This window comes from Actinoplanes sp. NPDC026619, from assembly GCF_040638295.1.
Lineage (GTDB): Bacteria > Actinomycetota > Actinomycetes > Mycobacteriales > Micromonosporaceae > Actinoplanes.
This window is the reverse complement of record NZ_JBEZYA010000002.1, coordinates 350,493-377,282: the sequence shown is the minus strand read 5'-3', so window position 1 is coordinate 377,282 and position 26,790 is coordinate 350,493. Positions and strand designations below refer to the sequence as shown.

At 71.9% G+C, this 26,790-nt stretch carries 21 protein-coding genes; 12 read left to right on the top strand and 9 right to left on the bottom strand.

The features are described 5' to 3' along the window. Positions 1-23: 23 nt before the first annotated feature. From AB0E90_RS06915 to AB0E90_RS06905, 3 genes are all read left to right on the top strand, one after another. Entirely contained in the window at positions 24-863 is an 840-nt protein-coding gene (locus AB0E90_RS06915) for an EamA family transporter (RefSeq protein WP_360400456.1), read from the top strand. A 132-nt stretch (positions 864-995) separates the two neighbouring features. After that, positions 996-1,955 (top strand): GGDEF domain-containing protein, encoded by a 960-nt coding sequence (locus tag AB0E90_RS06910; protein WP_360400453.1) that lies wholly within the window; start codon positions 996-998, stop codon positions 1,953-1,955. Positions 1,956-2,926: 971 nt separating this feature from the next. Then, entirely contained in the window at positions 2,927-8,908 is a 5,982-nt protein-coding gene (locus AB0E90_RS06905) for a pentapeptide repeat-containing protein (protein ID WP_360401344.1), read from the top strand. A gap of 537 nt (positions 8,909-9,445) precedes the next feature. On the opposite strand, the gene AB0E90_RS06900 is transcribed toward AB0E90_RS06905, so the two are convergent. The 6 genes from AB0E90_RS06900 to AB0E90_RS06875 form a co-directional block, all read right to left on the bottom strand. Beyond that, positions 9,446-9,868: a hypothetical protein gene (locus tag AB0E90_RS06900; RefSeq protein ID WP_360400450.1), complete on the bottom strand. Its 423-nt coding sequence runs from the start codon at positions 9,866-9,868 to the stop codon at positions 9,446-9,448. A 69-nt stretch (positions 9,869-9,937) separates the two neighbouring features. Continuing rightward, entirely contained in the window at positions 9,938-10,885 is a 948-nt protein-coding gene (locus AB0E90_RS06895; protein ID WP_360400447.1) for a pirin family protein, read from the bottom strand. A gap of 10 nt (positions 10,886-10,895) precedes the next feature. Then, positions 10,896-11,294, bottom strand: coding sequence for a pyridoxamine 5'-phosphate oxidase family protein (locus AB0E90_RS06890; RefSeq protein ID WP_360400444.1), 399 nt, complete (start codon positions 11,292-11,294; stop codon positions 10,896-10,898). Next, complete coding sequence (locus AB0E90_RS06885; RefSeq protein ID WP_360400441.1) at positions 11,291-12,682, bottom strand: DUF2252 domain-containing protein; 1,392 nt, start codon at positions 12,680-12,682, stop codon at positions 11,291-11,293. Before AB0E90_RS06885 ends, AB0E90_RS06890 begins: the two co-directional genes overlap by 4 nt. 42 nt (positions 12,683-12,724) lie before the next feature. Further along, a complete protein-coding gene (locus AB0E90_RS06880; RefSeq protein WP_360400438.1) occupies positions 12,725-13,957 on the bottom strand; it encodes a DUF1501 domain-containing protein in 1,233 nt (410 codons plus the stop codon). Positions 13,958-13,959: 2 nt separating this feature from the next. Then, positions 13,960-15,441, bottom strand: a complete 1,482-nt coding sequence (locus tag AB0E90_RS06875) for a DUF1800 domain-containing protein (protein ID WP_360400435.1) — start codon at positions 15,439-15,441, stop codon at positions 13,960-13,962. 115 nt (positions 15,442-15,556) lie between these two features. Here AB0E90_RS06875 and AB0E90_RS06870 point away from each other — a divergent pair, with 115 nt between their 5' ends. Both AB0E90_RS06870 and AB0E90_RS06865 read left to right on the top strand, forming a co-directional pair. Beyond that, on the top strand, positions 15,557-16,618 hold the full coding sequence (locus AB0E90_RS06870; RefSeq protein ID WP_360400432.1) for an ROK family protein: 1,062 nt from the start codon (positions 15,557-15,559) through the stop codon (positions 16,616-16,618). 106 nt (positions 16,619-16,724) lie between these two features. Continuing rightward, the gene (locus AB0E90_RS06865; protein ID WP_360400429.1) at positions 16,725-18,716 is read left to right on the top strand and encodes a PPC domain-containing protein; all 1,992 of its coding nucleotides are present in this window, start codon (positions 16,725-16,727) and stop codon (positions 18,714-18,716) included. Positions 18,717-18,748: 32 nt separating this feature from the next. On the opposite strand, the gene AB0E90_RS06860 is transcribed toward AB0E90_RS06865, so the two are convergent. Beyond that, entirely contained in the window at positions 18,749-19,081 is a 333-nt protein-coding gene (locus AB0E90_RS06860) for an STAS domain-containing protein (protein ID WP_360400426.1), read from the bottom strand. A gap of 113 nt (positions 19,082-19,194) precedes the next feature. Here AB0E90_RS06860 and AB0E90_RS06855 point away from each other — a divergent pair, with 113 nt between their 5' ends. Genes AB0E90_RS06855 through AB0E90_RS06840 form a run of 4 tightly spaced genes read left to right on the top strand, consistent with a single transcriptional unit; the run spans position 19,195 to position 22,114 of the window. After that, positions 19,195-19,671, top strand: a complete 477-nt coding sequence (locus tag AB0E90_RS06855) for a peroxiredoxin (RefSeq protein WP_360400423.1) — start codon at positions 19,195-19,197, stop codon at positions 19,669-19,671. Positions 19,672-19,725: 54 nt separating this feature from the next. Further along, the gene (locus tag AB0E90_RS06850) at positions 19,726-20,241 is read left to right on the top strand and encodes a SigE family RNA polymerase sigma factor (protein ID WP_360400420.1); all 516 of its coding nucleotides are present in this window, start codon (positions 19,726-19,728) and stop codon (positions 20,239-20,241) included. Beyond that, positions 20,238-21,068 (top strand): hypothetical protein, encoded by an 831-nt coding sequence (locus AB0E90_RS06845; RefSeq protein WP_360400417.1) that lies wholly within the window; start codon positions 20,238-20,240, stop codon positions 21,066-21,068. Before AB0E90_RS06850 ends, AB0E90_RS06845 begins: the two co-directional genes overlap by 4 nt. Then, positions 21,065-22,114, top strand: coding sequence for an amidoligase family protein (locus AB0E90_RS06840; RefSeq protein ID WP_360400414.1), 1,050 nt, complete (start codon positions 21,065-21,067; stop codon positions 22,112-22,114). The genes AB0E90_RS06845 and AB0E90_RS06840 overlap by 4 nt, the downstream gene beginning before the upstream one ends. Positions 22,115-22,161: 47 nt before the next feature. Here AB0E90_RS06840 and zwf read toward each other — a convergent pair whose 3' ends face one another. Next, positions 22,162-23,649 carry a glucose-6-phosphate dehydrogenase gene (gene zwf, locus AB0E90_RS06835; RefSeq protein ID WP_360400411.1) on the bottom strand — a complete coding sequence of 496 codons (1,488 nt, stop codon included), beginning with the start codon at positions 23,647-23,649 and terminating at the stop codon, positions 22,162-22,164. A 147-nt stretch (positions 23,650-23,796) separates the two neighbouring features. Here zwf and AB0E90_RS06830 point away from each other — a divergent pair, with 147 nt between their 5' ends. Then, positions 23,797-24,735: an exopolyphosphatase gene (locus tag AB0E90_RS06830; protein ID WP_360400408.1), complete on the top strand. Its 939-nt coding sequence runs from the start codon at positions 23,797-23,799 to the stop codon at positions 24,733-24,735. 162 nt (positions 24,736-24,897) lie between these two features. On the opposite strand, the gene AB0E90_RS06825 is transcribed toward AB0E90_RS06830, so the two are convergent. After that, positions 24,898-25,722 carry a DUF1775 domain-containing protein gene (locus AB0E90_RS06825; RefSeq protein ID WP_360400405.1) on the bottom strand — a complete coding sequence of 275 codons (825 nt, stop codon included), beginning with the start codon at positions 25,720-25,722 and terminating at the stop codon, positions 24,898-24,900. Positions 25,723-25,803: 81 nt separating this feature from the next. Here AB0E90_RS06825 and AB0E90_RS06820 point away from each other — a divergent pair, with 81 nt between their 5' ends. After that, the gene (locus tag AB0E90_RS06820) at positions 25,804-26,016 is read left to right on the top strand and encodes an RNA-binding S4 domain-containing protein (RefSeq protein WP_360400402.1); all 213 of its coding nucleotides are present in this window, start codon (positions 25,804-25,806) and stop codon (positions 26,014-26,016) included. A 499-nt stretch (positions 26,017-26,515) separates the two neighbouring features. Continuing rightward, positions 26,516-26,746, top strand: coding sequence for a hypothetical protein (locus AB0E90_RS06815; RefSeq protein ID WP_360400399.1), 231 nt, complete (start codon positions 26,516-26,518; stop codon positions 26,744-26,746). Positions 26,747-26,790: the final 44 nt, after the last annotated feature.

The following is a 26,790-nucleotide window of genomic DNA, read 5'->3' as shown; positions in this document are numbered from 1 at the left end:
CCCCGGCAGGAGAGGCTGACCGGGTGAGACGGCCCGAACTGCCCGCACCCCTGCTGGTGCTGATGTCGATCGCCTCGGTGCAGTTCGGCAGTGCGGTCGCCCGGACCCTGTTCGACGACCTCGGCGCGGCCGGCGTCACCCTGCTCCGGCTCGCCGTCTCCGCCGTGATCATCGCGATCGTGACCAGGCCCGCCCTGCGAGCCTGGTCCGGCGCGGCCTGGCGGGCCGCCGCCGTGCTCGGCGTGGTCATGGCCGGCATGAACCTGATCTTCTACCTGGCGCTGCGGACCGTGCCGCTGGGCCTCGCCGTCACCGTCGAGTTCCTCGGCCCGCTGCTGCTCTCCCTGGTGCAGACCCGGCGCGTGCTCGACCTGCTGTGGGCCGCGCTCGCCGCGGCCGGCGTGCTGCTGCTCGGCCTCGCCGGCGGCGGCAACGCCCCGCTCAGCGGCCTGATGCTCGCGTTCGTGGCCGGGCTCTGCTGGGCGGGTTACATCGTGTTCAGCGCCAAGCTCGGCGGGCTCGTCCCCGGCACCGGTGGGCTGGCCGTCTCGCTCGCCGTCGCCGCGGTTCTCGTCCTTCCCTTCGGCGCCGGGGGCGCGAGCGCCGTACTCGACCGGCCTGTTCTGCTGGTCGGCGCGACCGCCGTCGCCCTGCTCTCGTCCGTCGTCTCCTACGGCCTCGAGATCAACGCGCTGCGCCGCATCCCGACCCGGGTCTTCGGCATCCTGATGAGCCTCGAACCGGCCGCCGCCGCCATCGCCGGCCTGCTCGTCCTGCACCAGCGCCTGGGCGTGGTGGAGATCGTCGCCCTGGTGGCGGTCACCGCGGCCAGCGCCGGAGTAACCCTGACCAGTCGGGCCTGAAGACTCAACTGTCCTCCGCCGGGACCGAATGGTCATAGCGGATACGAGGAGGCAGTGTTGCGGTTCCGGTTGCGTGACCAGGCGGGGGCATCCCGCTCCGTCGGGTACCTGTTGATGGGTTCCGGGCCGGTCATGTTCATCACCGGTGTGGTGCTGACCGACACTCGTACCGCCTCCGTGGTCACCGTCTTCGGCATCCTCACCGTCGTGCTCACCCTCGGCGGCGTCGTCTGCCGCCGGCGGCCCGACCGGCTACCGAGGGTGACCTGGCTGCTCGCGCCGTTCTTCGGCGCCGCCATGGTGAGCATCCTCAACCTGTTCACCAGCGACGCCAGCATCGGCGCCCAGTTCTACTATCTGTGGCCCGTGCTGTACTCCGCGAACTTCCTCGGACGCGTCGCGAACTACCTGGTCCTGGCGACCGTCTCGGCCGGCAGCGCGATGGTCCTCTTCCCCGTCGAGGGCGCCAATCAGGGCCTGTCCGACTGGACCTCACTGACCGTCGCCATGATCGTCACCGCGATCGTCGTGTCCTCCCTGCGGCTGCGCAACGACCGGCTGCGCGAGGTTCTCGAGACCCAGGCGTACGCGGATCCGCTGACCGGTGTCGCCAACCGCCGCGCCTTCGACGGCGAACTGGCCCGCGCGGTCGCCTGGGCCAACCGCAGCAGCGTGCCGATCGCCCTGATGACCATCGACATCGACTACTTCAAGAAGATCAACGACACCTGGGGCCACGCCATCGGCGACATGGCTCTGCAGGCGGTGGCCGACGCGCTGCGCTCGGTCGCCCGGCGCGAGGACGACGTGGTCGGCCGGCTCGGCGGCGACGAGTTCGTGGTGCTGCTCCGGATGGACCGGATGGAGGCCCGACGCGCCGCCGACGAGATCCGTGCCGCCGCGGCCGCGATCGACAGCCTGCCCGGCGGGCCTCCCGGCCTCAGCATCGGCGTAGCCGTGCTGCCCGATCACGCCGGAAATGCCGGCGAGCTGGCCGCCGCCTCCGACGCGGCCCTCTACGAGGCGAAACAGGGCGGCCGCGGACGCACCGCGATGGCCCATCCGCCGACTTCGACTTCGATCGCTGTTTAGCCCTCGTGCCGGGGGTAGGGCCCCCAGCCGTCGCGCAGCACGTGGATGTAGACGGCCTCCAGGCACACCCCGATACGCTCGGCGAGCTCCTGATCGTCCGGCCGCCCCAGCCGCACCGCGCGGGCGAAATGATCGAGCGCCTCCATGTGCCGCCCCTGATCGAAGCAGCTGCGCCCGGCGTTCTCGTGCACCACGCTGCGCAACGTGTCCGGCACGTCCGCCGCGGAAGCCTTGACGAACAACCGGTCCGCCTCCTCGTAGTCCTTCCGCAGCCGCAGGATGTGCGCCAGCTCCGCCTGCGCGATCACCGTCGACTGGGTGTCCTGAGCCGCCTCCGCATGCGCGAGCGCGAGCCGGCTGGCGGCGGCCGCCATGCCCAGCTCACCGAGTAGCCGGTAGATCTCCGCGCGCACGCTGAGCAGCCCCGCCTTGGCCACGTTGTCGGCCTCGTCGGCGAGCGGCCCGTCCAGGCGCTCGCCGAGATCCCGCAGCGCATCCTTGTTGTCGACGACCTCACGCAGCGTCCCGCCGTCGAGCCGCCACCGCATGGCCTCGAGGTCTTCCGCCGACAGCGCGGCCGGTTTCTCCACCGGCTCGCGGTCCGCCGGATCCTGCGCACCGACCGGCTCCGGCCCGGGCACGAACGAGCCCATCCGCTGAGCGAGTTCGGCACGCACGGCGTCCGGTTCCGGCTCGGCGACGACTTCCTGCGTACGGCCGGAGCCCTCCGCCTGCTCCTCCGGCGCCGCTTCCAGGGCCACCCCGTTGAACAACCCGGCGAGGTCCAGGTCGAGCACCATGCCGTCGGACTCGGTCCGCGGGGCCGGCGCCGGCGGGTCCTTCTTGGCGAACCACTGCCCGACGAATTCGCTGTCCGCCCGCTTGAGCTCGGAATCCGGCCCGGACACCATCAGCCGCCCGATCGGCTTCAGGTTGTGCAGCGTGCCGTCCGGATCCATGTACGGCGCCGCATGCGCCCCCGGCCGCACCTGCGCCGACTGCTCGGCCCCGGCCGCAGCGGCCGCCCCGCCGTCACCCTCGGGCGCTCCGTGCCGCGGCCCCCGAGGCTCCGTCCCGGCGTCAACACCGGCATCACCCGAACCGTCCACCGTCCCGTCACGCGGACCGTCCACCGTCCCGTCACGCGGACCGGCCACCGTCCCGTCGGCCGGCGGCCGCTGCATCGGCACGGCGACCCGCCCGGCCCCGGGCGACCCCGGCTCCGGCGCGAACCCGACCGCCAGCCCACCATCCGCCCGCGCCGCGGCTTCCTGCATATCCGCGAGCTGCCCGAGAACCGCGCTCTGCTCCGGGCCAAGACCTTGGACGTTCTGCGGTACGGCGGCCTGCTCCGATGCCGGTCGGGCGAGCGCCTGGGTAGGCACGTCGTTCTGCGCCGCCGAGCCAAGGCCGGCAGCGGATTCGTCCTGCTGCGGCGCGGCGGCAGGCCGCTGCGGCACGGACGCCAGCGAAGTGGGCCGGTCCATGCGCGCAACCGTCGGCTGCTCGGCCTCCGGGGAAGCGGTATCCCGCTCGCTTCCCGCAACGGCCGGCCACGCACCCGGGGGCGCTCCAGCCGAGACCGACGCGGCCGAACCTGCCCCGCCACTCGCAAGCTGCCCCTCAGCGCCGACACCCGCGACCGCTCCACCCACCGAGCCACGCGCGCCAGCCGCCGAACCCGACCCGCCCTGCTGCGACCCGCCCTGCTGCGACCCGCCCTGCTGCGACCCGCCCTGCTGCGGCGCGCCGTGCTGCGGGACGCCTTGCTGCGACCCGCCCTGCTGCGACCCGCCGTGCTGCGGCGCGCCGTGCTGCGGCGCGCCGTGCTGCGGGACGCCTTGCTGCGGCGCGCCGTGCTGCGGGACGCCTTGCTGCGGCGCGCCGTGCTGCGGGACGCCTTGCTGCGGCGCGCCGTGCTGCGGGACGCCGTGCTGCGGCGCGCCGACCTGCGGGTTGCCCTGCTGCGGCGACGCGTAGGCGGCGGGTGGGATGGCACCGGACCGCTGGCCGGGCTCGCGGCCGGCAGGGTCGCCGGCCTGCGCCGGGACCGGTCCGGCGGCGTTCGGCCGGGCGGTCTCGACGCCCGGCGCGGACTGTGCCGCCTCGGCCGGCTGCCCGTGGCGCGCGCCGGGAATGTGCCCCGCCTGCGGCGTAGCACCGAACTGCGAGAGCAGACCCTGAACGCTTGTCGGCGAAGACCCGCCGGGGACGCCTGTCCGTCCAGCGTCCGCGGCAGCCGGCGAAACCGGAGCGGCCGGCATGCCCGGCCGCGACTGCGCTGCGGGCGGCAGTTGGGTGCCGGCCTGCTGGTGGGAGCCGGGCCGCTGTTGGACGGCAGGCGGCAATTGAGCCGCAGGTGGCAGCTGGGTGCCGGGCTGCTGCTGGGCCGCGGGCGGCAGTGGGGTGCCGGCCTGCTGGTGGGCGCCGGGCCGCTGTTGAGCGGCAGGCGGAAGCTGGCTCGCAGGTGGCAGCTGAGTGCCTGGATGCTGGTGGGCTGCGGGCTGCTGGGTGCCGGTCTGCTGGGTGCCGGGGCGCTGCTGGGCGGGCGGCAGCTGGGTGATCGGCGGGACCTGCGCGGCCGGTGGCAGCTGGGTGACCGGGCGGGCCGGCGGCTGGCCGGGTTGCGCCGGGGCCTGGCCGCCCGGCTGGGCCGGAGCGGGGCGGGCCGCAGCCGGCGACACCGGTGTCGGGCGGGCCGCGGAACCGGGGCCGTACTCGATCGGCCGGTTGGGGTCGGCCTGCGGGCGCGGAGCTTCCGGGGCAATGGGCCGGGACAGGCCACTGACCGGGACGGACGGCGGTGGCGCATCGTCCGGGACCATCGCCCACGGGCCGTCGGACTCGCCGAGCGTGACGTGCGCGGTGCGCGGGCTGCGGCGCGAGCGCGGCGGGCCGTCGGGGGAGTTGAGGCGGGTGCCGGTCTCCCACGGCGACTGCATCTGGGAGCCGGTCTCCCATGCCTCCTGCGTCGGCGGTGCGGCCTCCCGCGGCGCCTGCATGCGCGAGCTGGTTTCCCACGGCTGTTGCGCCTGGGGTGCGGTCTCCGGGGCCGGCATGCGGGAGCTGGTTTCCCAAGGCGCTTGCGTCTGGGGTGCCGTTTCCTGCGGGGCGGGCGTGCGGGAGCTGGTTTCCCAAGGCGCTTGCGTCTGGGGTGCCGTTTCCTGCGGGGCGGGCGTGCGGGAGCTGGTTTCCCAGGGCGCCTGCCCCTGGGGTGCCGTTTCCTGTGCGGCTGGCGTGCGGGAGCTGGTTTCCCACGGCTCCTGTGCCTGCGGAGCGGCCGGCCGGGGAGCCGGCATGCGCGAGCTCGTCTCGCGCGGCGACTGCAGCCGGGTGCTGGTGTCCCAGGGCGAATCCGCCGGCTGCCGGACGGGGCCCGCCTGCGCGGCGGGAAGCTGCTGCCCGGGCGCCGTGGGCTGCGCGTCACCGGCCGGGCGCGGCGCGGGAGTCGCGGGGAACTGGCCGGGTGCGGCCGGCTGCTGCGGACCGGCCGGGCGCTGGGCCTGGCCGGGAGTCGCCGGGCGCTGCTGGGGCGCGGCCGGATCGGTCCCGGCCGGGCGGGCGGTGCCGGGCGCGGCCGGGTTCGGCTGCTGGGTCGGGGCAAGGCGCTGCGGGCCGGGCGTCGTGGTGCCGGCTGCCGGGCGCCTCTCCTGGGCGGGGACGACCGGAGCCGGGCGCTGGCCCGGCGCGTCGGTGGCCGGCATGGGGGCGACCGGTGGCGGGCTGACCACGCGGGCCGCCGGGGTGGCCGGGTTGGTGCCGACCACGCGGGGCTGTTCGGGTTCGGCCTTCTTGACGACGCGCGGAACCGGCGGCGGCTCCTCGCGGCCGATGACCCGGCCCACGGTGGGTGGCGGGGCCTTGCTGAGCACGCGCGGGCCGTCGCCGGACTCACGGTCCTGGTCGTCGTCCTCGTGCGTGGCGGCCAGCTCGCGTCCGGTGGCGTTCGGCTCGTCGTTCCAGGTGGCCTCGCCCTCGATGTCCCAGGACGTGATGCGCCGGCCGTCCTCGGTCCAGCCGTCCTGGCCGGCCCACGCCTCGGCGGCGATCTCGTCCCGGCCGGCCGGCCGGGAATCGCGGCCCGACTCGTCACCGGCCCAAGCGACCTGCTCGTCACCGGCCCAGGCAACCTGTTCCTCGCCGGTCCAGGCGACCTGCTCGTCCTGGCGCGGGTCGGCCCAGCCGCTTCCGCCGATCGGCTGGAAGCCCTGGTCGTAGTCGCCGACCGCGGTGACCGGCGGCCGTCCGCCGTCGCGCCGGGGCCGGTCGTCGGCGGGCCGGCCGCGACGTCGTCCGTCCGGTTCGGACCGCGGGTCGTACTCGCCCGGGTAGCGCTCGTCCGGCTGCCGCTCGTCCCGGTAGCCGCCGGGTCGCCGCGCGGCCAGGTCGGTCTCGTCGGTCGGGTCCCAGAAGGCGGTGCGTTCGCGGCGGCCACCGGCCCGCCGCGGGTCCGGCATACGCGGATCGGTGGTGTCCGGCCGCCGCAGCCGCGAGTCGGTGATGTCCAGCTCGTTGTCGAGCGGCCGCCGGACCCGTGGATCGGTCCCGCGCTCACCCGGCTGCAGCCGCCGCTCCGGACCGGGACGTCCGTCCACCGGCCGAGCCCGGCCGCCCGCATCCGGCTGTCCGGATCCGGGCCTCTGGTACAGACCTTCCGAATCGGCCGGCCGCACACCCGGGACCTGGGCGCGCCCGCTGGCCGCCGGCTCACCGTACTGCCCGGCATCGTGCCGCCCGTCCCGCGGATCCACACCACGCCCCGGCTGCCCGGCAACGCGCCCACCCTGCGGTCCGGCGGGACGGCCGTCCTGCGGTCCGGCCACGCGATCGTCTTGTGGTCCGACAGCACGTCCACCCTGCGGTCCCGCAACGCGACCGTCTTGCGGTCCGGCGACGCGGCCGTCTTGCGGTCCGGCGACGCGGCCGTCTTGCGGTCCGGCGACGCGGCCGTCTTGCGGTCCGGCCATGCGGCCGTCTTGCGGTCCGGCCATGCGGCCGTCTTGCGGTCCGGCCATGCGGCCGTCTTGCGGTCCGGCCATGCGGCCGTCCTGCGGTCCGGCCATGCGGCCGTCCTGCGGTCCGGCGACGCGTCCACCTTGCGGACCAGCGACGCGACCGTCCTGCGGCCCGGCAGCTCGCCCACCCTGCTGGCCCGAAATGCGGTCGTCCTGCGGCCCGGCACCTCGCCCACCCTGCTGACCCGCGATCCGGCCGTCCTGCGGAGCAGGAACACGCCCGTCCTGCGGAGCAGGAACACGCCCGTCCGGCGGGGCCACGGCGCGGCCCTGCGGACCGGCGCCCGGGCCGGGCCGCGCATCCGGCGCCGCCGGGTCCTGTCCGGGCACACCGGCCTGCGGCACGACCGCACGGCCGGGCGTTACCGGCGGGCGCGCGGGCGTGGACTGCGGGCCCGCGTCGCCGATCGCCGGCGGTGCCTGCGGGCCGGCACCCAGCGCCGGCGGCCGCTCGGCGCCACGTTTCGCGGCTTTTCCGGGCCGCCCGTCCGGGTCGGCGTTCTTCTTGCGGCGGAGCCAGCCGCCCTTCTTGGCCGGCTGCGCGGCGTCGTCCTCGGCGGGCGCGCCCTTCCGGCCGGACTTCGGCGCCAGCGCCTCGGCCCGCCCATCGGCTTCGATGCCCGGCGTCGCCTCCGCCTCGGTCCACGAGGGCGCACCGGCGTGCTCGGCGGCCAGGTCGTTCGCCCACTCGGCCTGGTCCTCACCGGCCCAGCCGGGTCGTTGGCCACGCCGAGCGCCGTCGTCGGCGCGCCCCGGTCGTTCGCCGCGTCGGGCGGCGTCGTCGGCCCATGCTGGGCGGTCGCCCGGCGTGGGCTCGTTCCCGGCCCACGCCGCCGGTCCGCGCTGCGGCATGTCGCCGGACCAGGAGGTTCGCCCGCCGCGGGCCGGCCGCTGCTCGTCATCCCATCCGGTGTCGCCGACCCACTCGGTGCGGCCACCGCGCTGCGGAGCGTTCCCGGTCCAGCGCGGCCCGTCACCCTGCGGCGCACCGGAACCCGGCCCGGGCCGCCCGCCACGCTGCGGGGAGTCGCTGCCCGGCCGCCCACCGCGCTGCGGAGAATCAGTATTGCGCTGCGGAGAGCCACCGCCCGGCACCGCCCGGCCGCGGCGACGGGGTTCGTCGTCGACCTGGCCGGGGCGGATGGTGGTGGACGGCTCGTGGCCGTAAGCGGCCAGGTCACGGTGGTCGAAAGGCTCGTCGATGTCGTCGGCGAAGTCGCCGAACCGGTCGTCGCGGCGCTGGCGGGTGTTGCCGGTGCTGCTGATCGGGAAGTCCGGCGCGTCGAAGTCGGCGCCCAGCTCGGGGCGGTTGAAGTCGACGTCGGCGAACTCGTCGCCGGCCAGGTTGGGGACCGACGTGTCGACCGGGGCGAAGTCGGGGTCGTCGAGCCAGCCAGGCCGCTGCGAGTCGAACGAGGGCTGCGGGTTGCGCGGCGCGCTGTTACCCGTGGCACGTCGCTGCCGGCGGGCCGCGAGCTCGTCCACGGCGCCGTCGGGCGTGCCGGGTCGGCGGGTGGGAATGACCGGGTCGGGGGCCGACCGTTTCTGGAATTGACGTTCTTGAACGACCGCCGAATTCGGCATAATCGAATACTCAGAGTATTCGTCGTCCCAGTATTCGTCGTCCTCGTAGCTCATGCGGCAGCCCCGCGTGCGGGCACGCGGCGCCGTGGGGTCGGCGATAAGCCCCAGTGCCGCATCGTGCCCCCCGTCGTTGACCGCCCCAGTACCCGGATGGCCCCTCCATCCGGCGGTTGTGGAAGGTTAACCACGCTTTTGCGCCCTGCGCCAGCACCCTCGGGAGCGCGCCGCGCGCGCCGGTGGCGGTGCGGTGACCGAGAGTCGGCAGCGGCGTGGGGCGGGCTGCGGGTGTCTCCTCGCTCACAACTACGCGCAGCCCCGCCGAACAGTTCAAACGCGTTTCCCTGGGCACGGTGAGCCGCCGGGGAATAACGCGTGGTCACCGGATTCCAGCGAGGAGACTTAAAGAATTCTTAATCTCGTTTTGAGGATCCCCACGGATTTTCGGATGACCCCTGATGGGCGACCCAAAACGGACGGGCGGTGAACGCCGGGTGGCGAACGACACTCCGGCCCGGCGCGGATCAAGGCGGCCCGGGATGTCACGGTGGATGAGCCCGGGACAACGTGGTCCCAGGGTCGACAGATCGACAACGAACGACACCGAAGCGAAGGGAGCGGATCATGCCGCGTCTCGACCTCGGCGCCGTACGCGCCATCAAGCTGGCCATGCGCCGCCTTGACGACTGGACTCTGGAGACCCTCAATCCCCCGGCCGGCGGCCGCCGCCCCCGGTTGTAAGAGAGCCGCCACCGCGCCACACCCCACGGACCCGCACATCTGGCCTGCCCCCCAGCGCAGGTGTGTGGTCATGGCGGGCGCGGACAGTGCCGGGACGGGAACGGCGGCGGGGTGCACACCGCCGCCGTTTCGAACGAAGAAGCAACACGAGGCTCAGATGAACGGGCGCGCCCGCGCGGGCAGAACCAGCCCGGACGCGGCCAGCGACTGCAGCAGAGCGGCGATCTCGTCCCGGCGAAGTGATCCCGGGGTGGCCGGCGACGGGTGCGGCAGATCAAGGGCCCGGGCGGCTTCGACAGCGCGTACGGCGATCGCCGCCTCCACCGCCCACAGCCGGTGCGCCCGCATCGCGATGTGGGCGGAATCGGTCAGCGACCCGTGCAGCCGCAGGAGCCGGCGCAGATCGGCGGCGAGTTGTTCGATCGGCGGCCCGAGCGGTTCCGGCGGGACCGGGCGCCGCGCCTCCCAATAGGAGGAGGCCGCGTCCCACCACTTCGGGGCAAGGAGGATGGCCGCGCCGAAAAGCGTGGGCGTGGCCACGATCAGTGCGAGTTTGCCGACGTCCCAGACGTTCACGTCGAGTCTCCCCGGGCAGGCCTTACCCACGACCATCCGCCCGTGCCGGGGAGCCGTCAAGCGATTACCTCAGCGGACCCGCCCACGGGGGACAAGACGCGTGATCGGCATCGGCGGCGCCGGCAGCGGCGGCCCGTCGTAGCCGCGTACCTCACCGAAGCGCGGCGTGCCGGAGGCCCAGTCGGCTCGCATCTGGACGATCTCGTCATGGTCGCGGGCAACGAAGTTCCACCACATGACCAGTCGCTCCTCGAACGGCTCGCCGCCGAGCAGCAGCAACCGGGTGGCCGGCCCGCAGGACACCCGCACCGACGTGCGCCCGGATCCGACGTACAGCAGAGGTCCGGGTTTGAGGTTGGTGCCGTCCATCTCGGCCGCGCCGTCGAGCACCAGCAACGCGTACTCCCAAGCGGGTTGCAAGGGCAGCTGAGCGGATGTCCCGGCAGCGAGGGTGAGCTCCGCACCCACCAGGGGGGTGTGGGTCCGGGCGGGGGAGACGGCGCCGGCGAAGGCACCCATCAGGACGGTGGCGGACAGGCCGCCATCGGCGACCACCGGAAGATCATCGTGGTGGGTGAAGGCCGGGGGCATGTCCCGGTCGGCGTGCGGCAGAGCAACCCACAGTTGTACGCCCTGGAGCACCGCCGAATGCGAAGCGGGCGTCTCCTCGGCATGGGAGATGCCGCGCCCCGCCGTCATCAGGTTGAGCTGCCCGGGCCGGATCTCCGCCGTGTTGCCGAGGCTGTCGCGGTGCAGCACCTCGCCGGCGACCAGCCAGGTCACGGTCTGCAGGCCGGTGTGCGGGTGCGGCCCGACGCGCATGCCCTGGTTGCCGGCCAGATCATGCGGCCCGTACGCGTCGAGGAAGCACCACGCGCCGACCATCCGCCGCTGCCGGTTGGGCAGGGTGCGCGTGACGGCGAAGCCGCGCGGCCCGCCCAGCGCGACCGGCGCGCCCTCCAGCAGCTCGGTCGGCCAGGGCGGCCCGACCTCGGGATCGGCCTCGAAACTGCTCACCCCGACGACGCTAGCCGGTGAACGCGCTGGAGCCGAGCACCTTCGTCACGCTGATCTCGATGACGACGCGGGCCGGGTTGGGTCGCGGTGTGCGGTAGCGGGCCGCGTAGAGCCGTACCCCTTCGGCGACCTTCTCGGCGCTGTCGTAAACCGTGGCCGTGCCCTCGACCGTGGTCCATCGCGCGCCGTCGACCTGGCAGATCGCCACCCGCACCTGACCGGCCCGGATGTGCCGGACGTGCGCCGAAGTGGACGACGAGATCACCCGGGCGACCGGGCCCAGCAGCGTCGCGCCGACCGCCACCACGTGCGGCGAGCCGTCCTTGCGCAGGGTGGTGAACGTGCAGAGATGCCGTTCCGTCCAGAAGTCGAGCAACGCGGGATTCGACAGTGGGACGGGGCCGCTCATACGGTGGGCTCCGCCGGGACCGTGCCGCGGCGCACGGCGGCCACGAGCGCGGCGTGATCACGTTCCACCTGATCCGCGTACACCCGGGAGAAGTGGCACAGCGAGTCGGCGAGTTTGTCGCTCCCGCCGATGTAACCGGTGATCATCGACGCTCCGCTGGTGCGGGCGTGCGACTTGGCGAGCAGGAAGCCGCAGATGCCGGCGTAGTCGGCGAGAGCGCCGGCACTGATGTCCTCAACGACGATCGCACCCTTCATATCGCGAAATTGGCGTACATAGTATTGAAGGTCGCCGACGGTGGTCCAGCCGAGCAGGGGATCGCTTACCGTCTGCAGCGCCTGCTGGTATTCGACGACCCGCTGCCCCTGATGCCGGTGCCAGGCCGCCTCGCCGTGCTGGTGCGGCGCGATGACCGACCGGCGGGCCTGCTTGAGCTGCAGGAACAGCACGTCGTCGGGGCTGCTGCCCTCGCACAGCGCGACGTAGGCCCGCAGCCCCACCGACCCGACCCCGACCACCTTGTGCGCGATGTCGACGATGCGGTAGCCGGCCAGGATGCGCGCCCAGTGCGGCGGCAGCGTATTGAGGTAGCCGTCGAGCGCCTCGGCGAGCGCCTCCCGTTCGGCGTCGGACGGCCGGGTGATCACCGGTGGTTCCTGGACCATCCGCAGCGTGCCGTCGTGGCGCTCGGTGAAGCGGGGCAGCGCACGGTCGCTGGTGCGGCGGCGGGCGCGCCGGGCGGCCCGTTCGATCTCCTCGCGGAAGCTGGCCCTGGTCGCGGCCGAGCGCAGCTGGTCGACGTCGAGCCGGTCGAAGCTGCGCCCGAGCAGCGGCCGTTCGGCCAGGTGGGCGAGCTGCTCGCGGTACTCGTCGATGCAGTGCTGCACGGCGTCGCCGCACTGGGACTCGCGGAAGCCGTTCTGCCGGCCGGCCACGTAGACGCTGACCGCCAGCCGGCGCAGGTCCCACTCCCAGGCGCCGGGGTGGGCCTCGTCGAAGTCGTTGAGGTCGAAGACCAGCTCCCGCTCGGGGGAGGCGTAGAAACCGAAGTTGCCCAGGTGGGCGTCGCCGCAGATGACCGGGGTGATGCCGGTGGCGGGCAGCCGGGCGAAGTCGTCGGCCTCGATGTTGGCGGTGCCGCGCAGGAACGCGTAGGGCGAACTGATCATCCGGCCGATCCGGAGCGGGACCAGCCACTCCTGCCGGCCCCGGTTCTGGGCGAGGACCTGCTCGACCGGGTCGGCCCGGTCGTCCGGCGGCGACCAGTGCGCCATGTCGGCGCGATGTGCGCGCTCGCGCAGGGACCGGCCCAGTTCGTACCGCTCGGCGCGGGGCCGGGCCGGTCTGCGCAGCGACGAGAAGCCGTCGTCGGTTCCTGTGTCCAGCACGCTCTCCATCAAACGCCAGCCTAGGTGCCAGCGCATGATCAACTAGCCGCGGGCGGCGGCCAGTCCGAATGAGGACGGTTTGACGCCCGGAAATACGTCCGACAGTGATCCGAGGCCGCAGCGCTTCTGCAGGACCTCGCCGATCACCGAGCGGTAGTCGGTGGTGACGGCCAGGTCGCCGGCGACGAGCGCGCCGGGCGAGAGGCCGGGCCACTCCGTGTAGACCTTGCCGCCGCGCACCCCGCCGCCGAGCAGCAGCATCGCGTTGCCGTGGCCGTGGTCGGCGCCGTGCGAGGCGTTCTCGGCCACCCGGCGGCCGAACTCACTGATGGTCAGCAGGGTCACCGAGCTCATCGCGGCCGGGCCGAGATCGGTGGCGAACGCGGCCAGCGCGAGGGCCAGGTCGGCGAGGTTGTCGTACATCCGCTGGCCCTTGACCGCGGTGCCGAGAGCGTCGTGCATGTCCCAGTCGCCGCAGTCGACGGCCGCGGTGACCAGGCCGGCCTTCGCCTTGATCAGCCGGGCCACGTCGCGCAGGGCGGCGCCGAGGTCGGTGTCAGGGTAATTGGCGCCGTTGGCCGGCGGAATCGAGGCGGTGACGGCCAGGGCCTTGCCGGCCGCGGCGGCCGGCCCGGCCAGCAGGGGCGGCGCATCGGCGTACATCTGCCGCAGTGCCTCGGCCATCGGCCGCTTCGCCGAGTCGCCGGCCAGCTTGAACTTGTCGATGGCGGCCATCGAGACGGCCGGAGCGGGGCCGGCGAAGAGCCGGTTGGGCATGGCCGCGCCCAGCGAGACGCCGGCCAGTGGGCCGGTTGCGCCGGTGACGCCGAGCATCCGGTCGAGCCAGCCGCTGCGGATCGAGGTGCCGGGCGCGGCGTTCTCCATCGCGTCCATGGCGGCGAAGTGCGAGCGGGTCGGGTTGGCCTGGCCGACCGCGTGCACGGCGGCGAGCTTGCCGCCCTTCCACAGCGGCAGCAGCGGGGCCAGCGCCGGGTGCAGGCCGAACGTGCCGTCGCCCGCGATGACCTGGCTCTTCGGCACCGCGATGGTGGGCCGCGCTTTGTAGTAGTCGGTGTCGCCGATCGGCGCGATCGCGGACAGCCCGTCGAAGCCGCCGTGCAGCGACAGCACGACCAGGGTGTCCCCGCGGTAGCCCGGATCCGCCCAGGCCAGCTGGGTCGAGACGCCCGCCCCGGCCAGGCCGGACAGGGCGGCGGCGCCGAGCAGGCTGCGGCGGCTGAGAGTCACGTGTTCGGCGCATCCGGGAAGCTTCATGATCACCTCAGCTGGAAGGTCGGCGAGTCCAGGACGAGCGCCACCAGGTACGGGAAGTTGCCCGCGAGGGACTTGTCGGAGCTGGTCAGAGGACTGGTCGGCAGCTTTCCGGCGACGCTGAGCACGGCGGCGGTGTGGGTGGCCGGCAGTTTCGTTCCGGTCAGCCGGGTGGCGAGCGCGTCGATCAGCGCGCCGTAGGTCGCCGGTAGCGTCGGGACCAGGGCTTTGCGCAGGTCGGCGGGGCGGGCCAGGCCGGCCGGGTACCAACCGGCGGCCAGGTTGAGGTGCCAGTTGCACTTCAGCAGGAACACCGACGGCGAGGCCCAGGCGGGGGCGACGTCCGGGTAGCCGTTGGGCGGGCCCCACCGGTACGGCGCGTTGCCGATGTCCACCAGCGCGTTGTAAATGGCGTCGAGGGCCTTGGTGCCCGACTTCTCCGGTCCGAGGCCGAGCGTCCGGATCGTCGCGATCAGGTCCTCGAACGGCGTGCGCGTCTTCTTTCCCTGACTTGCCGCGAACTCCGGCGAGGTGAACAGGGCGCGCAGCACCGGCTTGATCGCGGTGTCGTTGTCCAGGTAGACCTTGGCCAGCTTGGCGACCAGCGAGGCCGGCGCGTCGTCGGCGACGAAACGCACGCACAGCTTGGTGGCGATGCGCTGCGCGGTGGCCGGGTGCCGGGCCAGGAAGTCGGCGAACGCGGTCTCGTCGGCGAACGTCCGGCCGAGGACCGTGACCGCGCCGGCGACGTGCTTCGACGCGTCGTAGACGTAACCGCCGTTCTTGCCGACCGTGTGGCCGGTGAGCAGGCGCGCCGCGGCCTGCACGTCCGCCTCGGAATAGACCAGCCCGACGGTGTGCAGCTCCATCAGCTCACGGGCGTAGTTCTCGTTCGGGTGGGCCTTGGTCGACGACCGGTTGTCGAGGTAGGTGAGCATCGCCGGGTGCTTCAGCGACGCCTTGAGCATGTCGGCGAACTTCCCGAATGTGTGCTTGCGGATCACCTGGGCGTCGTAGTCGGCCCGCGAGTCCCAGCCGCCGCTCGACGGCGCCGCCACGTGCAGGTGGTTGGCCCAGAACGCGGCCACGCTCTCGAACAGCTGCCGGTTGCTCCACGCGGCGCGGGCCACGCCGGCCCGGCCGAGCTGCTTGAACGCCTCGTAGGAGTGCACCGGCAGCTTCGCCCGCACGGTCGCGATGCTCGCGCCGGCCAGCGGCAGGCGGGCCACGACCGCGTCGCACTGCCCGTCGCCGATCTTCTCCGGGCTCAGCTGCATGTCCAGCCAGCCGCTGACGCCCAGCTTGGCCGCCTCGGCCAGGGTCGCCGGCGTCGGCCCGAAGGTGGCCCGACGCAGCAGGTGAGCGATCGGGTCCCCGGCCACCGGGATGGCGGCCGCGATCGGCGCGGCCTGGGCGGCCACGCCGCCGATCGTGACAGCGGCGGTGGCGGCTCCGGCGGCGGCGAGAAGCGTGCGGCGGGTCGTCATGCCAGACCGTTCGACGCGTACGGCCGGGGCCGTCGCCGCAGCAACCGTTACTAACCGACTCGCAATCCGCGCGCACCCATCGCCCCGGGGCGGAACCGGACGTACGCTCAGCTTTGTGGATCAGGCAGAACCGGTACGCACCCCGGCCTCATGGGTCGTCGTCGGTCTCGACAACGGCGGGACCTGCAATAACGCCACAGTGCTCGACGCGACGGGGCAATATCTCGTCGATCATCTGGTGGAGAACCCGAGTCTGGTGACCGAGGGCCCCGAGCTGGCCGTCGAGCAACTGGCCGAGGCGTTCACCAATATCCTCGAGCTGACCAGCACCCCGCCGACGCTGGTGCGCGCGGTCGGCCTGGACACGCCCGGCCCGGCCAGCGCGACCGGGGTGATCTCGTCGAAGGGCGCCACCAACTTCAGCATGAAGTCGTGGCACGGCTTCGACATCCGTGGCGCGCTCGAGGCCCGCATCGGCCTGCCGGTCTTCTACAACAACGACGCCAACGCCGCCGCGCTCTACGCCCACCACCAGCACTTCGGCGCGGACGCGATGCGGCGCTCCTCGGTCGCCGCGATCGTCGGCACCGGCCTCGGTGGCGGCGTGGTGGATAACGGCCGGGTGATCTCCGGAGCGGCCGGGATGGCCGGCGAGCTCGGCCACGTGCAGATCCCGCTGCACGGCGTGCTCGAGGCCGACCAGCCGGTGCCGCTGTGCAACTGCGGGTTCGAGGGCGACGTGGAGAGCATCGCCTCGCTCACCGGCATCAAAAACAACCTCCTGCCGTATTGGCTGACCAAGTTCCCCGACCACCCGCTCGCCGCCGAGCCGATCGGGTCGGCCGCGAAGCAGCTGCGGGGGTACGGCGAGAAGGAGGACCCGCTGGCGCTGGCGGTGTTCGGGCAGCAGGCCCGCGCGATCGGGAAGCTGTTCACGATCGCCGCCAATTTCACCGATCCGCACGCATACCTGCTCGGCGGCGGCATCGTCGAGGCCGCGCCGCGATTTCGGCAATGGGTTCTCAACACCATCCGGGAAAGCACCCAGCTGCGTGACGAACAGCAGGCCGCGGCCACGTTCGCGCTGGTCGCCGACCTCGACATGGCCGGTGCGCGGGGCGCCGCGGTGGCCGCCCTCGAGGGCGTTCAGCAGCGCCGATCAACGGATGGTAGATAGACCTGTTAAAGCGTATTTACAACTCTAGATATTGATAGTCGTCCTTCAGTAACGTTCGCCCTTGCCATCTGTGGCCGGGGGGCTCGGATGTGCTGAAGGGGGACGAATGCGACGCAGTTTCGCAACCATCTCTGCGGTCATGCTCGGCCTGGCGTTGATGACGCCGGGTGCCGCGCACGCCGCTCCGACCGCAGGCACGCCAACCAAGGACGGCGGGCTCTCGCCCGCCGACAAGGCAGCACTCGACGCCGGGCTGGGCGTCGTTCCCAAGGCTCCGTACGGGACGAAGCCCAAGGGGCCCAACCCGTTCCTCGCCGAGGTCGCCGACCGTTCCAAGGTCGACTACGCGGGCTGGGCCAATTATCTGAAAGCGCAGTCGGCGACGAAGGCGGCGCAGCGGGCCAAGTCGCTGGCCGCCACCAACCCGTCGCTCGCGGCCAAGGCGGCGGCCGCTCCGGCCGTGGTGGTCGACGAGGACGAGATCGACGGCACGTCCGGCGCCAACGACTCGCCGGTCAACGCCCAGCGGATCTCGGTCTTCGGCACCGGCTCCGGCCAATATTCCAAGATCCGGGTGCTCGGCAGCCTCGACAATGAGACGGTCAGCACGCCGAGCGTGCCGGCTCCGGCCGAGGACAACGGCTCGATCCCGCTCGCCGGTGACAGCGGCGTCGGCACGATCCGCAGCGGCGCCTCGATCGACGCCGTGATCGGTGACGGCCCCCACGGGCGGCAGACCGGCGACGGCAGCAACGACTTCGACTATTACAAGATCGTCGCGCCGGCCGGCAAGACGCTCAAACTGACCACGTCCACGCCGACCGGCCCGCTCGACACCGTCATCGAGCTGTTCGCCGCCGACGGCACGCTCGTCGCGGTCAACGACGACTCCATCGGCCTGGACAGCCAGATCACCTACGAGGTCACCACGGCCGGCACCTATTACCTCGCGGTCGCGGCCTACGGCGGCCTGCCGGCCGACCCGTTCGACTCGGCCAGCGGCGGCGGCATCGGCGACACCACGCCGCCCAGCGAGGGCCCCTACACCCTGACCCTCACCTCGGGCGGCATCGACAAGGACTTCTTCGCGATCAAGCTGAAGCCCGGCGATGTGCTCGGCTCGTTCGTCAAGGGCAGCCCGACCTACCTCACCGTCTACGACACCGTGCCGCGTGAGGTGCACGGCTCCGACCAGGACGCCTCGTCCATCTACCCGATGGCCTCGCCGCTGCCGGCCGGCGGCAACGCCGTCACCGACTACGTGGCGACCAAGGCCGGCTGGCACTACGTCGGCGTGCAGGCCGGCTCCGGGGCGTACGACCTCACCGTCGAGGCCTACCGTCCGGTGCTCCAGGGCGCCACGCCCAACCAGACCCTCTACCTCGACTTCGACGGCGAGCGGGTCAACACCGGCGTGTTCGGCGGCTCCGGCAACCGTGACCTCAGCCCGTTCGCGGCGTTCATCGCCAGCTGGGGCCTGACCCGCGCCGACGAGGACGCCCTCATCGACGCGGTCACCGCCGGCGTCACCGAGAACATCAAGAAGGACCTGGTCGCCAGCGGGCTCAACCCGAAGTTCAAGCTGAAGATCAAGAACAGCAAGGACGACGACGATCCGTGGGGCGACGCCAACGTCAGCCGCATCATCGTCGGCGGCACCATCGACGAGAGCGGTGTCGACACCATCGGCATCGCGCAGAGCATCGACCCGGGCAACTTCGAGACCGAAGAGACCGCCCTCGTCCTGCTCGACGTGCTCAGCGCCCCGGCCGGTGACTCGGCGGCGTCGCTGAACACCTACCTCACCCCGCAGAGCGACCGGCTCAAGTTCGTCGCCCAGGCGCTCAGCAACGTGATCGCCCACGAGGCCGGGCACTTCTTCGGTGACTATCACACCGACAACGCGGACGCTCAGCCCAACCTGATGGACGCCGGCGGCACCGGCTTCGCCACCCTGTTCGGCGTCGGCCCCGACGGCGTCGGCGGCACCGCCGACGACCTCGACGTCGACTTCGGCGACAGCCAGTTCATCCCGTCCGAGGGCTTCACCGGCACCGAGGACACGCTGGGCCGAATCGTCTTCGGCATCACCAGCTGATCCGGTAAGAACCAGGACCGTAGCGGCCGCCCTCACTCCTTTAGGGCGGCCGTTACGTCCGGGTACAAAGCGAGGTAATCGGTCAGGCCGAGGGTGTCGAACAGCCGGCGCAGGAAGCCGCTGGGCGCGGCCAGGCGCACCCAGCCGCCCCGGTCGACGGCCCGGCCGTGCGCCGTGACCAGCACGCCGACTCCCATCGAATCGCAGAAGTCGAGGCCCGCCACATCGACCACGACCCGAGGACTGGGTCGTTCGACGAGACGGTTCAGGTTTGCCTTGAGGACGGGCGCGGTGTCGATGTCGAGGGAACCGCGCAGGACGAGGACGGCCGTGTTGGGTGGATGGTGCGCGACCGAGACCTGCATGACGATGCCGCTTTCGAGCTTCGGGGACGGAGGGACACTCAGCCTATCGATCCTGACCACATAACGCCCCTCGCCCTGTTACCCGCAGGTAGGCAGCGGGTACGTTGTTTGTCATGGCAATCAATCAGGGTGACAAGGTCGTCGACTTCGAGCTCCCCGACCAGGACGGCGTCCCCCGCCGCCTCACCGAGCTGCTGGCCGGCGGCCCGGTCGTGCTCTTCTTCTACCCGGCCGCGATGACCTCCGGCTGCACCGCCGAGGCCTGCTCCTTCCGTGACCTCGCCGCCGAGTTCCGCGAGGCGGGCGCCCAGCGGGTCGGCATCAGCCGCGACCTGCCGGCCAAGCAGAAGCAGTTCGCCGAGCTCAACAGCTTCGACTACCCGTTGCTCAGCGACCCGGACAGCAAGGTCGCCTCGACGTTCGGCGTGAAGCGCAAGCTGCCCCTGGGGCCGCTGAGCACCAAGCGCATCACCTTCGTCATCGACACCGACGCGACGGTGCTCGAGGTCATCCACTCCGAGACCAACATGCAGGAGCACGCGGCGAAGGCTTTGCAGACGCTGTCCGCCCGCAAACCCGCGGCCGAGTGAAAAAATTCGTGGATGCCACTGCACAAGCGGGAGCCTCGGCGCGTCTCTGATGGTGTGACCTTCGAGGAATTCGCGATGGCCCGGCTCCCCAGTCTCCTGCGTTACGCGGTCGTCCTCACCGGCGACCGTGATCTCGCTCAGGACGTTGTCCAGGAGGTGCTGGCCCGGGCCCAGGTCCGGTGGCGGCGGATCAGCGAGTCGGATGTGCCCGAGGCGTACGTGCGACGCATGGTGCTCAATGAGTACCTGTCGTGGCGGCGCAGCTGGCAGTTCCGGCACGTGCACGCCGTGGGGGAGCGCCTCACCGACCTCGACGATGCCCGCGGCGGGATTCGCGACCACGCCGATGGGATCGCCGAGGCCGATGCGTTGTGGTCCCGGTTGTCGACGCTGGGCCGCAAGCAGAGGGCCGTTCTCGTCCTGCGCTACTACGAGCAGATGGAGGACGAGGCGATCGCGGACGTGCTCGGATGCGCCCCCGCCACGGTGCGCAGCCATGCCTCGAGGGCGCTCAAGACGCTCCGGATGTCGGAGCGCCAGGAACGGATCCATGCCGAGGAGAAGTCGTGACCGAGCACGCAGATCAGCTGCGCGAGGCCTTCGAGACCCATGAGAACGACACTCCCGATCCCGGAGCGGTCTACGCCCGGGTCGTGGAGCTGTCCGGAAAATACAAGCGCCGCCGCCGGAGCTTCCAGGTTGCCGGTGGCGCGGCGCTGGCCGGCCTGGCCGTGGCCGGAGTGGTTGCCATCCCCAACCTGCTTCCCGGTAACGCGCGGAACACGTCGACCGTCAGCTACCCGGCCGGCGCCGTCCCGGCGGCCGCGCCGTCCACCATCCCGTCGCTGAGCCCGGCGGACCTGGAGCGTGGCTGGGCGGCCTACTTCGCCGCCGGCTACGACTACGACGACGCCGTCAAGATCGCCGAGCTGTGGCACATCTCGAACCCCAACATCGGGAACCTCAAGGCCGAGGCCGGGCTCCGGCTGCTCGCCGGCGAGGCCCTGCCGTTCCCGGCCACGCCGAACGACCCCGAGCCGAGCGTCTCGGTCGACCCGGCGGCCGACAAGCAGCTCGACGCGTTCTTCGGCGCCGGTTACACCTGGGACGAGGCGGTCAAGCTCGCCGGCATCTGGCACCTCTCCGACCCGTCCGACGCCAAGGTGATGGCCGGCAAGAAGCTGCTCGCCGGGGAGACCCTGCCGGTGAAGCCGAAGCCGGCCAACGTCAAGCTGGCCAAGGAGCAGAAGCAGGTCGACGCCTTCTTCGCCAAGGGATATTCCATCGCCGACGCGAGCGAGCTCGCCAAGCTGTGGCACCTGAAGAACACGTACCAGGCCAAGATCGAGGGCGGAAAGCGCATTCTCGCCGGACAGACGCTGCCGATCCAGCCGTGACCCCCACGCTGCGCCGGCGGATCGGATTCGAGATCGAGCTGATGGCCCCCCGGGGCCGCAGCCGGCGCAGCCTTGCCTACGACCTGGCCGGCCGCCACGGCGGACGCATCCGGCCGATCTGGCACCAAGACAGCGAACCGTCCCTGGTCCCGGGCCTGGGGCGGTTCCTGCATCTGACCCAGGGCTTCGCGGTGACCCGCGCCGACGGTTCGCCGATGTGCGACCTGGTCGACGACATCACCCTGCTGGACGGCCTGGAGCCGCGCACCGCGCCCCCGCCCGGCTGGTACCGCGTGCTGAGCGACGATCCCCGCCTGATGTCGCTGCTGCGCGAGCAGTGCGACGCGGGCGCGCCGTTGCGCCACGTGCTCGATCCGGTCGCCGCCCTGTGGGGCGTCGAGACCGAGGAGATCGGCGACGTGGTGCGGCTCGACGACCGGACAGGTGTCACCGTCGCTCTCGCCGTGCCGCAGGGCGCCGAGCGCGAGCGCCCGTGCGAGATCGTCACGCCGCCGCTGAGCGAGAACCACCACGACGCCCTCGAAGAACTGCTCGAGCCGGCACGCGACCTCGGCTTCACCATTCCCCAAGAGGCGGCCGTGCACCTGCACGTCGACGGCGCGCCGTTCCGTGAGCCGCAGGCGCTCGCCAACGTGATTCGGCTGTTCGCCCACTGGCGCGAGCCGCTTCGCGAGCTGCTCCGGACAAATCCCGCATGTCGCCGGCTCGCGCCCCTGCCCGACGAACTCGTGGCGGCCGCCGATGAGCCCACCTTCGAAGGCCTGCGCAAGGCGGCCCACGCGGGGGAGCTCACCAAGTACTTCGACGTCAACCTGACCCAGCTGTTCGCGCGCAAGCCGATCAGGGACACGGTGGAGATCCGGATCCTGCCCGGCGCGATCGATGCCGGCGAGATCGTCAACCGGGCCGCCCTGATCGAGCTGCTGCTGGACCGCTGCCTGGACCCGGAGCCGTTCCCGGCAGCCCCCGCCGGGGGCGTCTCCGGCCTGATGGAGATCGCGGCCGAGAGCCTGGCCCAGCGATAGGAAGAGCCCGCCGGCCCACGGGGCCGGCGGGCTCTCAGCAAATCAGTTCAGTTGCGCCAGTGCCGGCCGCTGCGGCCGATCAGCCGGTCCGCGTCGGTCGGGCCCCACGAGGCCGCCTCGTAGGTCGGGATCGGCGACCGGTCGTCCGCCCAGTGCTCGATGATCGGGTCGACGATCCGCCAGCACTGCTCCACCTCGTCGCTGCGGATGAAGAGCGTCGGGTCGCCGAGAAGAGCATCAAGAAGCAGCCGCTCGTACGCCTCCGGGGACTCCTCGGGGAACGTCTGCTCGTACGAGAAGTCCATGCTCGCCGTGCGCACCCGGAACGAGTGGCCCGGCACCTTGGCCCCGAAGCGCAGCGAGATGCCCTCGTTCGGCTGGATGCGCAGGATCAGCGCGTCCGCCTCGAGACCGGTCAGCTGGTCCTGCGGGATCGGCAGGTGCGGCGGTCGCTGGAAGGTCAGCGCGACCTCGGTGACCCGGGCCGGAAGCCGCTTGCCGGTGCGCACGTAGAACGGCACGCCCGCCCAGCGCCAGTTGTCGACGTTGAGCCGCATCGCCGCATAAGTCTCGGTGCGCGACAGCGGGTCGACGCCGACCTCCTCGCGGTAACCCGCCATCAGGTCCTCGCGGGTGCCGCCGCGGGTGTACTGCCCGCGGACGGCCAGGTCGGCGATGTCCCGGTTAGTGGGCAGCCGGATCGCCTGCAGCAGCTTCACCTTCTCGTTGCGCAGCCCTTCGGCGTCGAACGACGCCGGCGGCTCCATCAGCGAGAGGGCGAGGACCTGCAGCACGTGGTTCTGCACGATGTCGCGCATCGCGCCGGCGTGCTCGTAGAAGCCGCCACGGGTGCCGACACCGAGCGTCTCGGCCACCGTGATCTGCACGTGGTCGACCCAGGAGCGGTCCCAGATCGGCTGGAAGATCGAGTTGGCGAAGCGCAGGGCCAGGACGTTCTGCACGGTGTCCTTGCCCAGGTAGTGGTCGATCCGGAACACGCTGGGCTCGTCGAACGCGGCGTGCACGACCGCGTCCAGCTCGTGCGCGGTGGCCAGGTCCCGGCCGTACGGCTTCTCGATGACCAGCCGGGAGAAGGAGCCCTCCCGGGCGTGGTTGAGCCCGGCGCCGGCGAGGCCGTTGATGACCGGCTCGAACGCCTCGGCCGGGGTGGAGAGGTAGAAGATGCGGTTGCCGGACGTGCCGCGCTCGGCGTCCAGCTGATCAAGGGTCTCGGCCAGCCGCTTGTACGTCTCCGGGTCGTCGTAACCACCGGCGACGTAGCGGATGCCGCCGGCCAGCTGCGACTTGTCGTTGAGGTTGCGGCCGCCGAGCGCGGATCCGGCGAACTGGTCGTCGGCCATCGGCGTGCGGGCGACGCCGACCAGGGCGAACTGGCTGGGCAGGCGGTTGTGCCGGGCCAGGCTCTCCACGGCGGGCAGCAGCTTGCGGCGGGTCAGGTCACCCGAGGCGCCGAAGATCACCAGCGTGGCCGGTGGTGCGCTGCGCTCCTGAATGAGCTGGGGGGCGTTGTCCATCGTCTTCGAGTCCTCCGACCGTTTCGACCATCCGAGGAAACCTTACGCAGTGTTCATGCCGGTAGTTCACCTCCATCTCTCGATGCGAGCAGGCCCACCGCGACAAAAGTGGCAAACTGGGGTAAAGCCTTTATTCGAGGGGGCCTCGTGAAGTACCGGCTCGTGACCCGGAGCGATTTCGACGGCTTGGTCTGCGCCGTGTTGCTTCGTCACCTGGACATGATCGACGAGATCAAGTTCGTCCACCCCAAGGACGTTCAGGACGGCGAGGTCGAAGTCACTCAGAACGACATCCTGACCAACCTGCCGTACGCCCCTGGCGCCTACATGGTTTTCGACCACCACCACTCCGAGACCATGCGTAACGAGGGCAACCTCACCAACCACGTGATCGACGCCGACGCCCCGTCGGCCGCCCGGGTGATCTTCGAGCACTTCGGGGGCAAGAAGCGCTTCCCGAAGATCTCCGACGACCTGATGAGGGCGGTGGACCAGGCCGACTCGGCGCAGTACTCGCTCGACGACGTGCTGCACCCCGAGGGCTGGACGCTGCTGAACTTCCTGATGGACAGCCGCACCGGCCTGGGCCGCTTCCGCGACTTCCGGATCTCCAACTACCAGCTGATGATGCAGCTGATCGACGCCTGCCTGGAGATCCCGCACGTCGACGAGATCCTGGCGCTGCCCGACGTGGCCGAGCGGTCCGACCTGTTCCGCAGCCAGTACGACCTGTTCGTCGAGCAGTTGAAGCGGGTGAGCCACCTGGAGGGCGACGTGGTGGTGGTCGACCTGCGGGACGAGGAGGTCATCCACGCCGGCAACCGGTTCATGGTCTACGCGCTGTTCCCCCAGGCGCGGGTGTCGGTGCACGTGATCTGGGGCCGGGCGAAGCTCAACACCGTCTTCGCCTGCGGCAAGTCGATCCTCGACCGCACCTCGCCGGTCGACATCGGCGAGGTGATGCTGAGCTACGGCGGGGGCGGGCACATCGCCGCCGGCACCTGCCAGGTGCCGCACACCGACGCCGAGCGGGTCGAACGGGAGATCATCGAGGCGCTCCGGAGCCCGCGAACAGTTTCCGTCTAGGACGTAGTTCGGCGGGGTAGGAGGGCCGAACCCCTCCTACCCCGCCGGCCGCGAGTCGCGGGCCATGCCCAATTGGCCCCACCCGCCGGTCGTGTTCCGCGCCCCACGCGCATCATCACGACACAGTCCCGCGTCCACCAGCGCGGGAGTCTTGAGTTGTACTCAGGAGCGCAGGCTCCACTTGCTGCCGGCCGAGACCTCTTCCTTGGCCTCCGCCGGCTTGTCCTCGGGCGTAACCGCGTCGTCTTCCTCGTCCGGGTCGTCGTCCTCGTCGGCGCGGTGCCGGTTGCGAAGGATGTAGATCACTCCGCCGAGCAGCATCAGCGCCGCCGCCACCCAGCCGCCGATCGACCAGATCGAGGTCCCGCGGGAACCATCGGCCACGGTCTGCGCGAAGAGGGCGTCCTCGGCGTCCGACGAGGTGTCACCGGTCGCGTCGGTCGCGGTGCCGGCATGGTCGTGCGTCGCCACCTGGCCCGCGGCGGCCGGCGTCAGCGCGACCTGCGCCGGCATCGTCGGTCCGGGCTGACCATCGGCGTACGTCGTGGTCAGGGTGAACTGCATCGAACTCAGCGTGGGCAGCGGCCCGATCGCGATCGACAGATCAGTGGCCGCGCCCGGGGCGAGCTGCTTGCCCGGCATGGCCAGCCAGGTGACCGCATCGGCGCTCTCGGTCGCCGGCGTGCCGCCGTGGATCGTGGCGAGCGGCGTCGCGAGCTTCTTCATGTGAATCTTGGGTGCCCAGTCGTCCACCGACAGCGGGTACAGCTCGGCGACCGCATCGTCAGCGGGCAGATTGAGGGTGACCGTCGCCAGGGCGGCGGTTCCCGTGTTCGTGATGTGGAAGGTCAGGTTCTCCCCGCTGCCCTGCACGGCGGTCGTGGGGGAGACCGTCGCGTCGGCGAACGCGGGACCGGCGACGAGTGCGCCGATGACCGCGGCAACCGCAGGTACGCCCGCTCGGCGGGCCATTGAGAAGTGCCTCACGAGGGGTAGTTCGGATCCCGTCGAAGAATGGTTCAACCACCCGGGAACATCTTTTGGAAATCCGTCGGCGATGATGACGACATGCGTGACGTGGAGATCGACAGCGACATGATCAGGCTCGGACAGTTCCTCAAGCTGGCCGATCTCATCGACACCGGCGGCGAAGCCAAGATCGTGATCGCCGCCGGCGACGTGACCGTCAACGGCGAGGTCGACATCCGCCGCGGCCGCCAGCTCCACCCCGGCGACGTCGTCGAGGTCTTCGGCCGTACGGCGCGGGTGGCGTCCGCTTAGGACGGAGCGGAGAGCCCGCCGTACCGACTGGAGCCCTGGGCCGAGCCGGCCGTACGGCTCACGATCGCCCAAGCGTGCGCACAACCCAGCCGGTTGCTCCTGGCCCGGCACCGGGTGGTGCCGTTCTCCGGCCGGGCCCCCGAACTCGCCGACCTGGGCGGCTGGCTGGACGATGAGAGCCCGGTGTCGGTGCGTCTCGTGCATGCCGCCGGCGGGCACGGCAAGACGCGGCTCGCCGACCACGTCGCGTCGAGCTGCGGGGACGCCGGCTGGACGGTGCGGCGGGTCACCCGTGCCGCGGCAGCGCCCTCGGTCAGTGGGCGGCTCCCGGTCACGGCTTGCTGGCCGTGGTCGACTCCTGCTCGTCGATCAGCTCCGGCAGATCCACCACCGGACCGGAGCGATCGTCCGGGTTCTGCTGCTCGCGCACTGGCATCAGCTGCACCGCCGGGCGGAGGACGCTGCCGCGCCGGTGCCACCGGCGACCGGCGGACAGGCGGTGAGCGGGTCGGTTGTCGACGGTGGCATCGTTCAGGTCCGCGGGGTGAGCGGCAGTGTGCGAATCGGCTCACCCGGCCCGCGGCGGTCCGGCCGGCGGCCCACCTCACCGGCGGCGTCTCGCCCGGGGCCGGCCGATGTGGCCGATGGTGACCAGCGGATCGACGGCACCTGGAGCAACGGTCCGGCACACCGGATCGGCGACGTCGGAGGCGACGTGAAGATCGGCTGAGTCGTCCGGGCCGTTCGTCGTGGCATCGATGTTCGTTTGTGCCT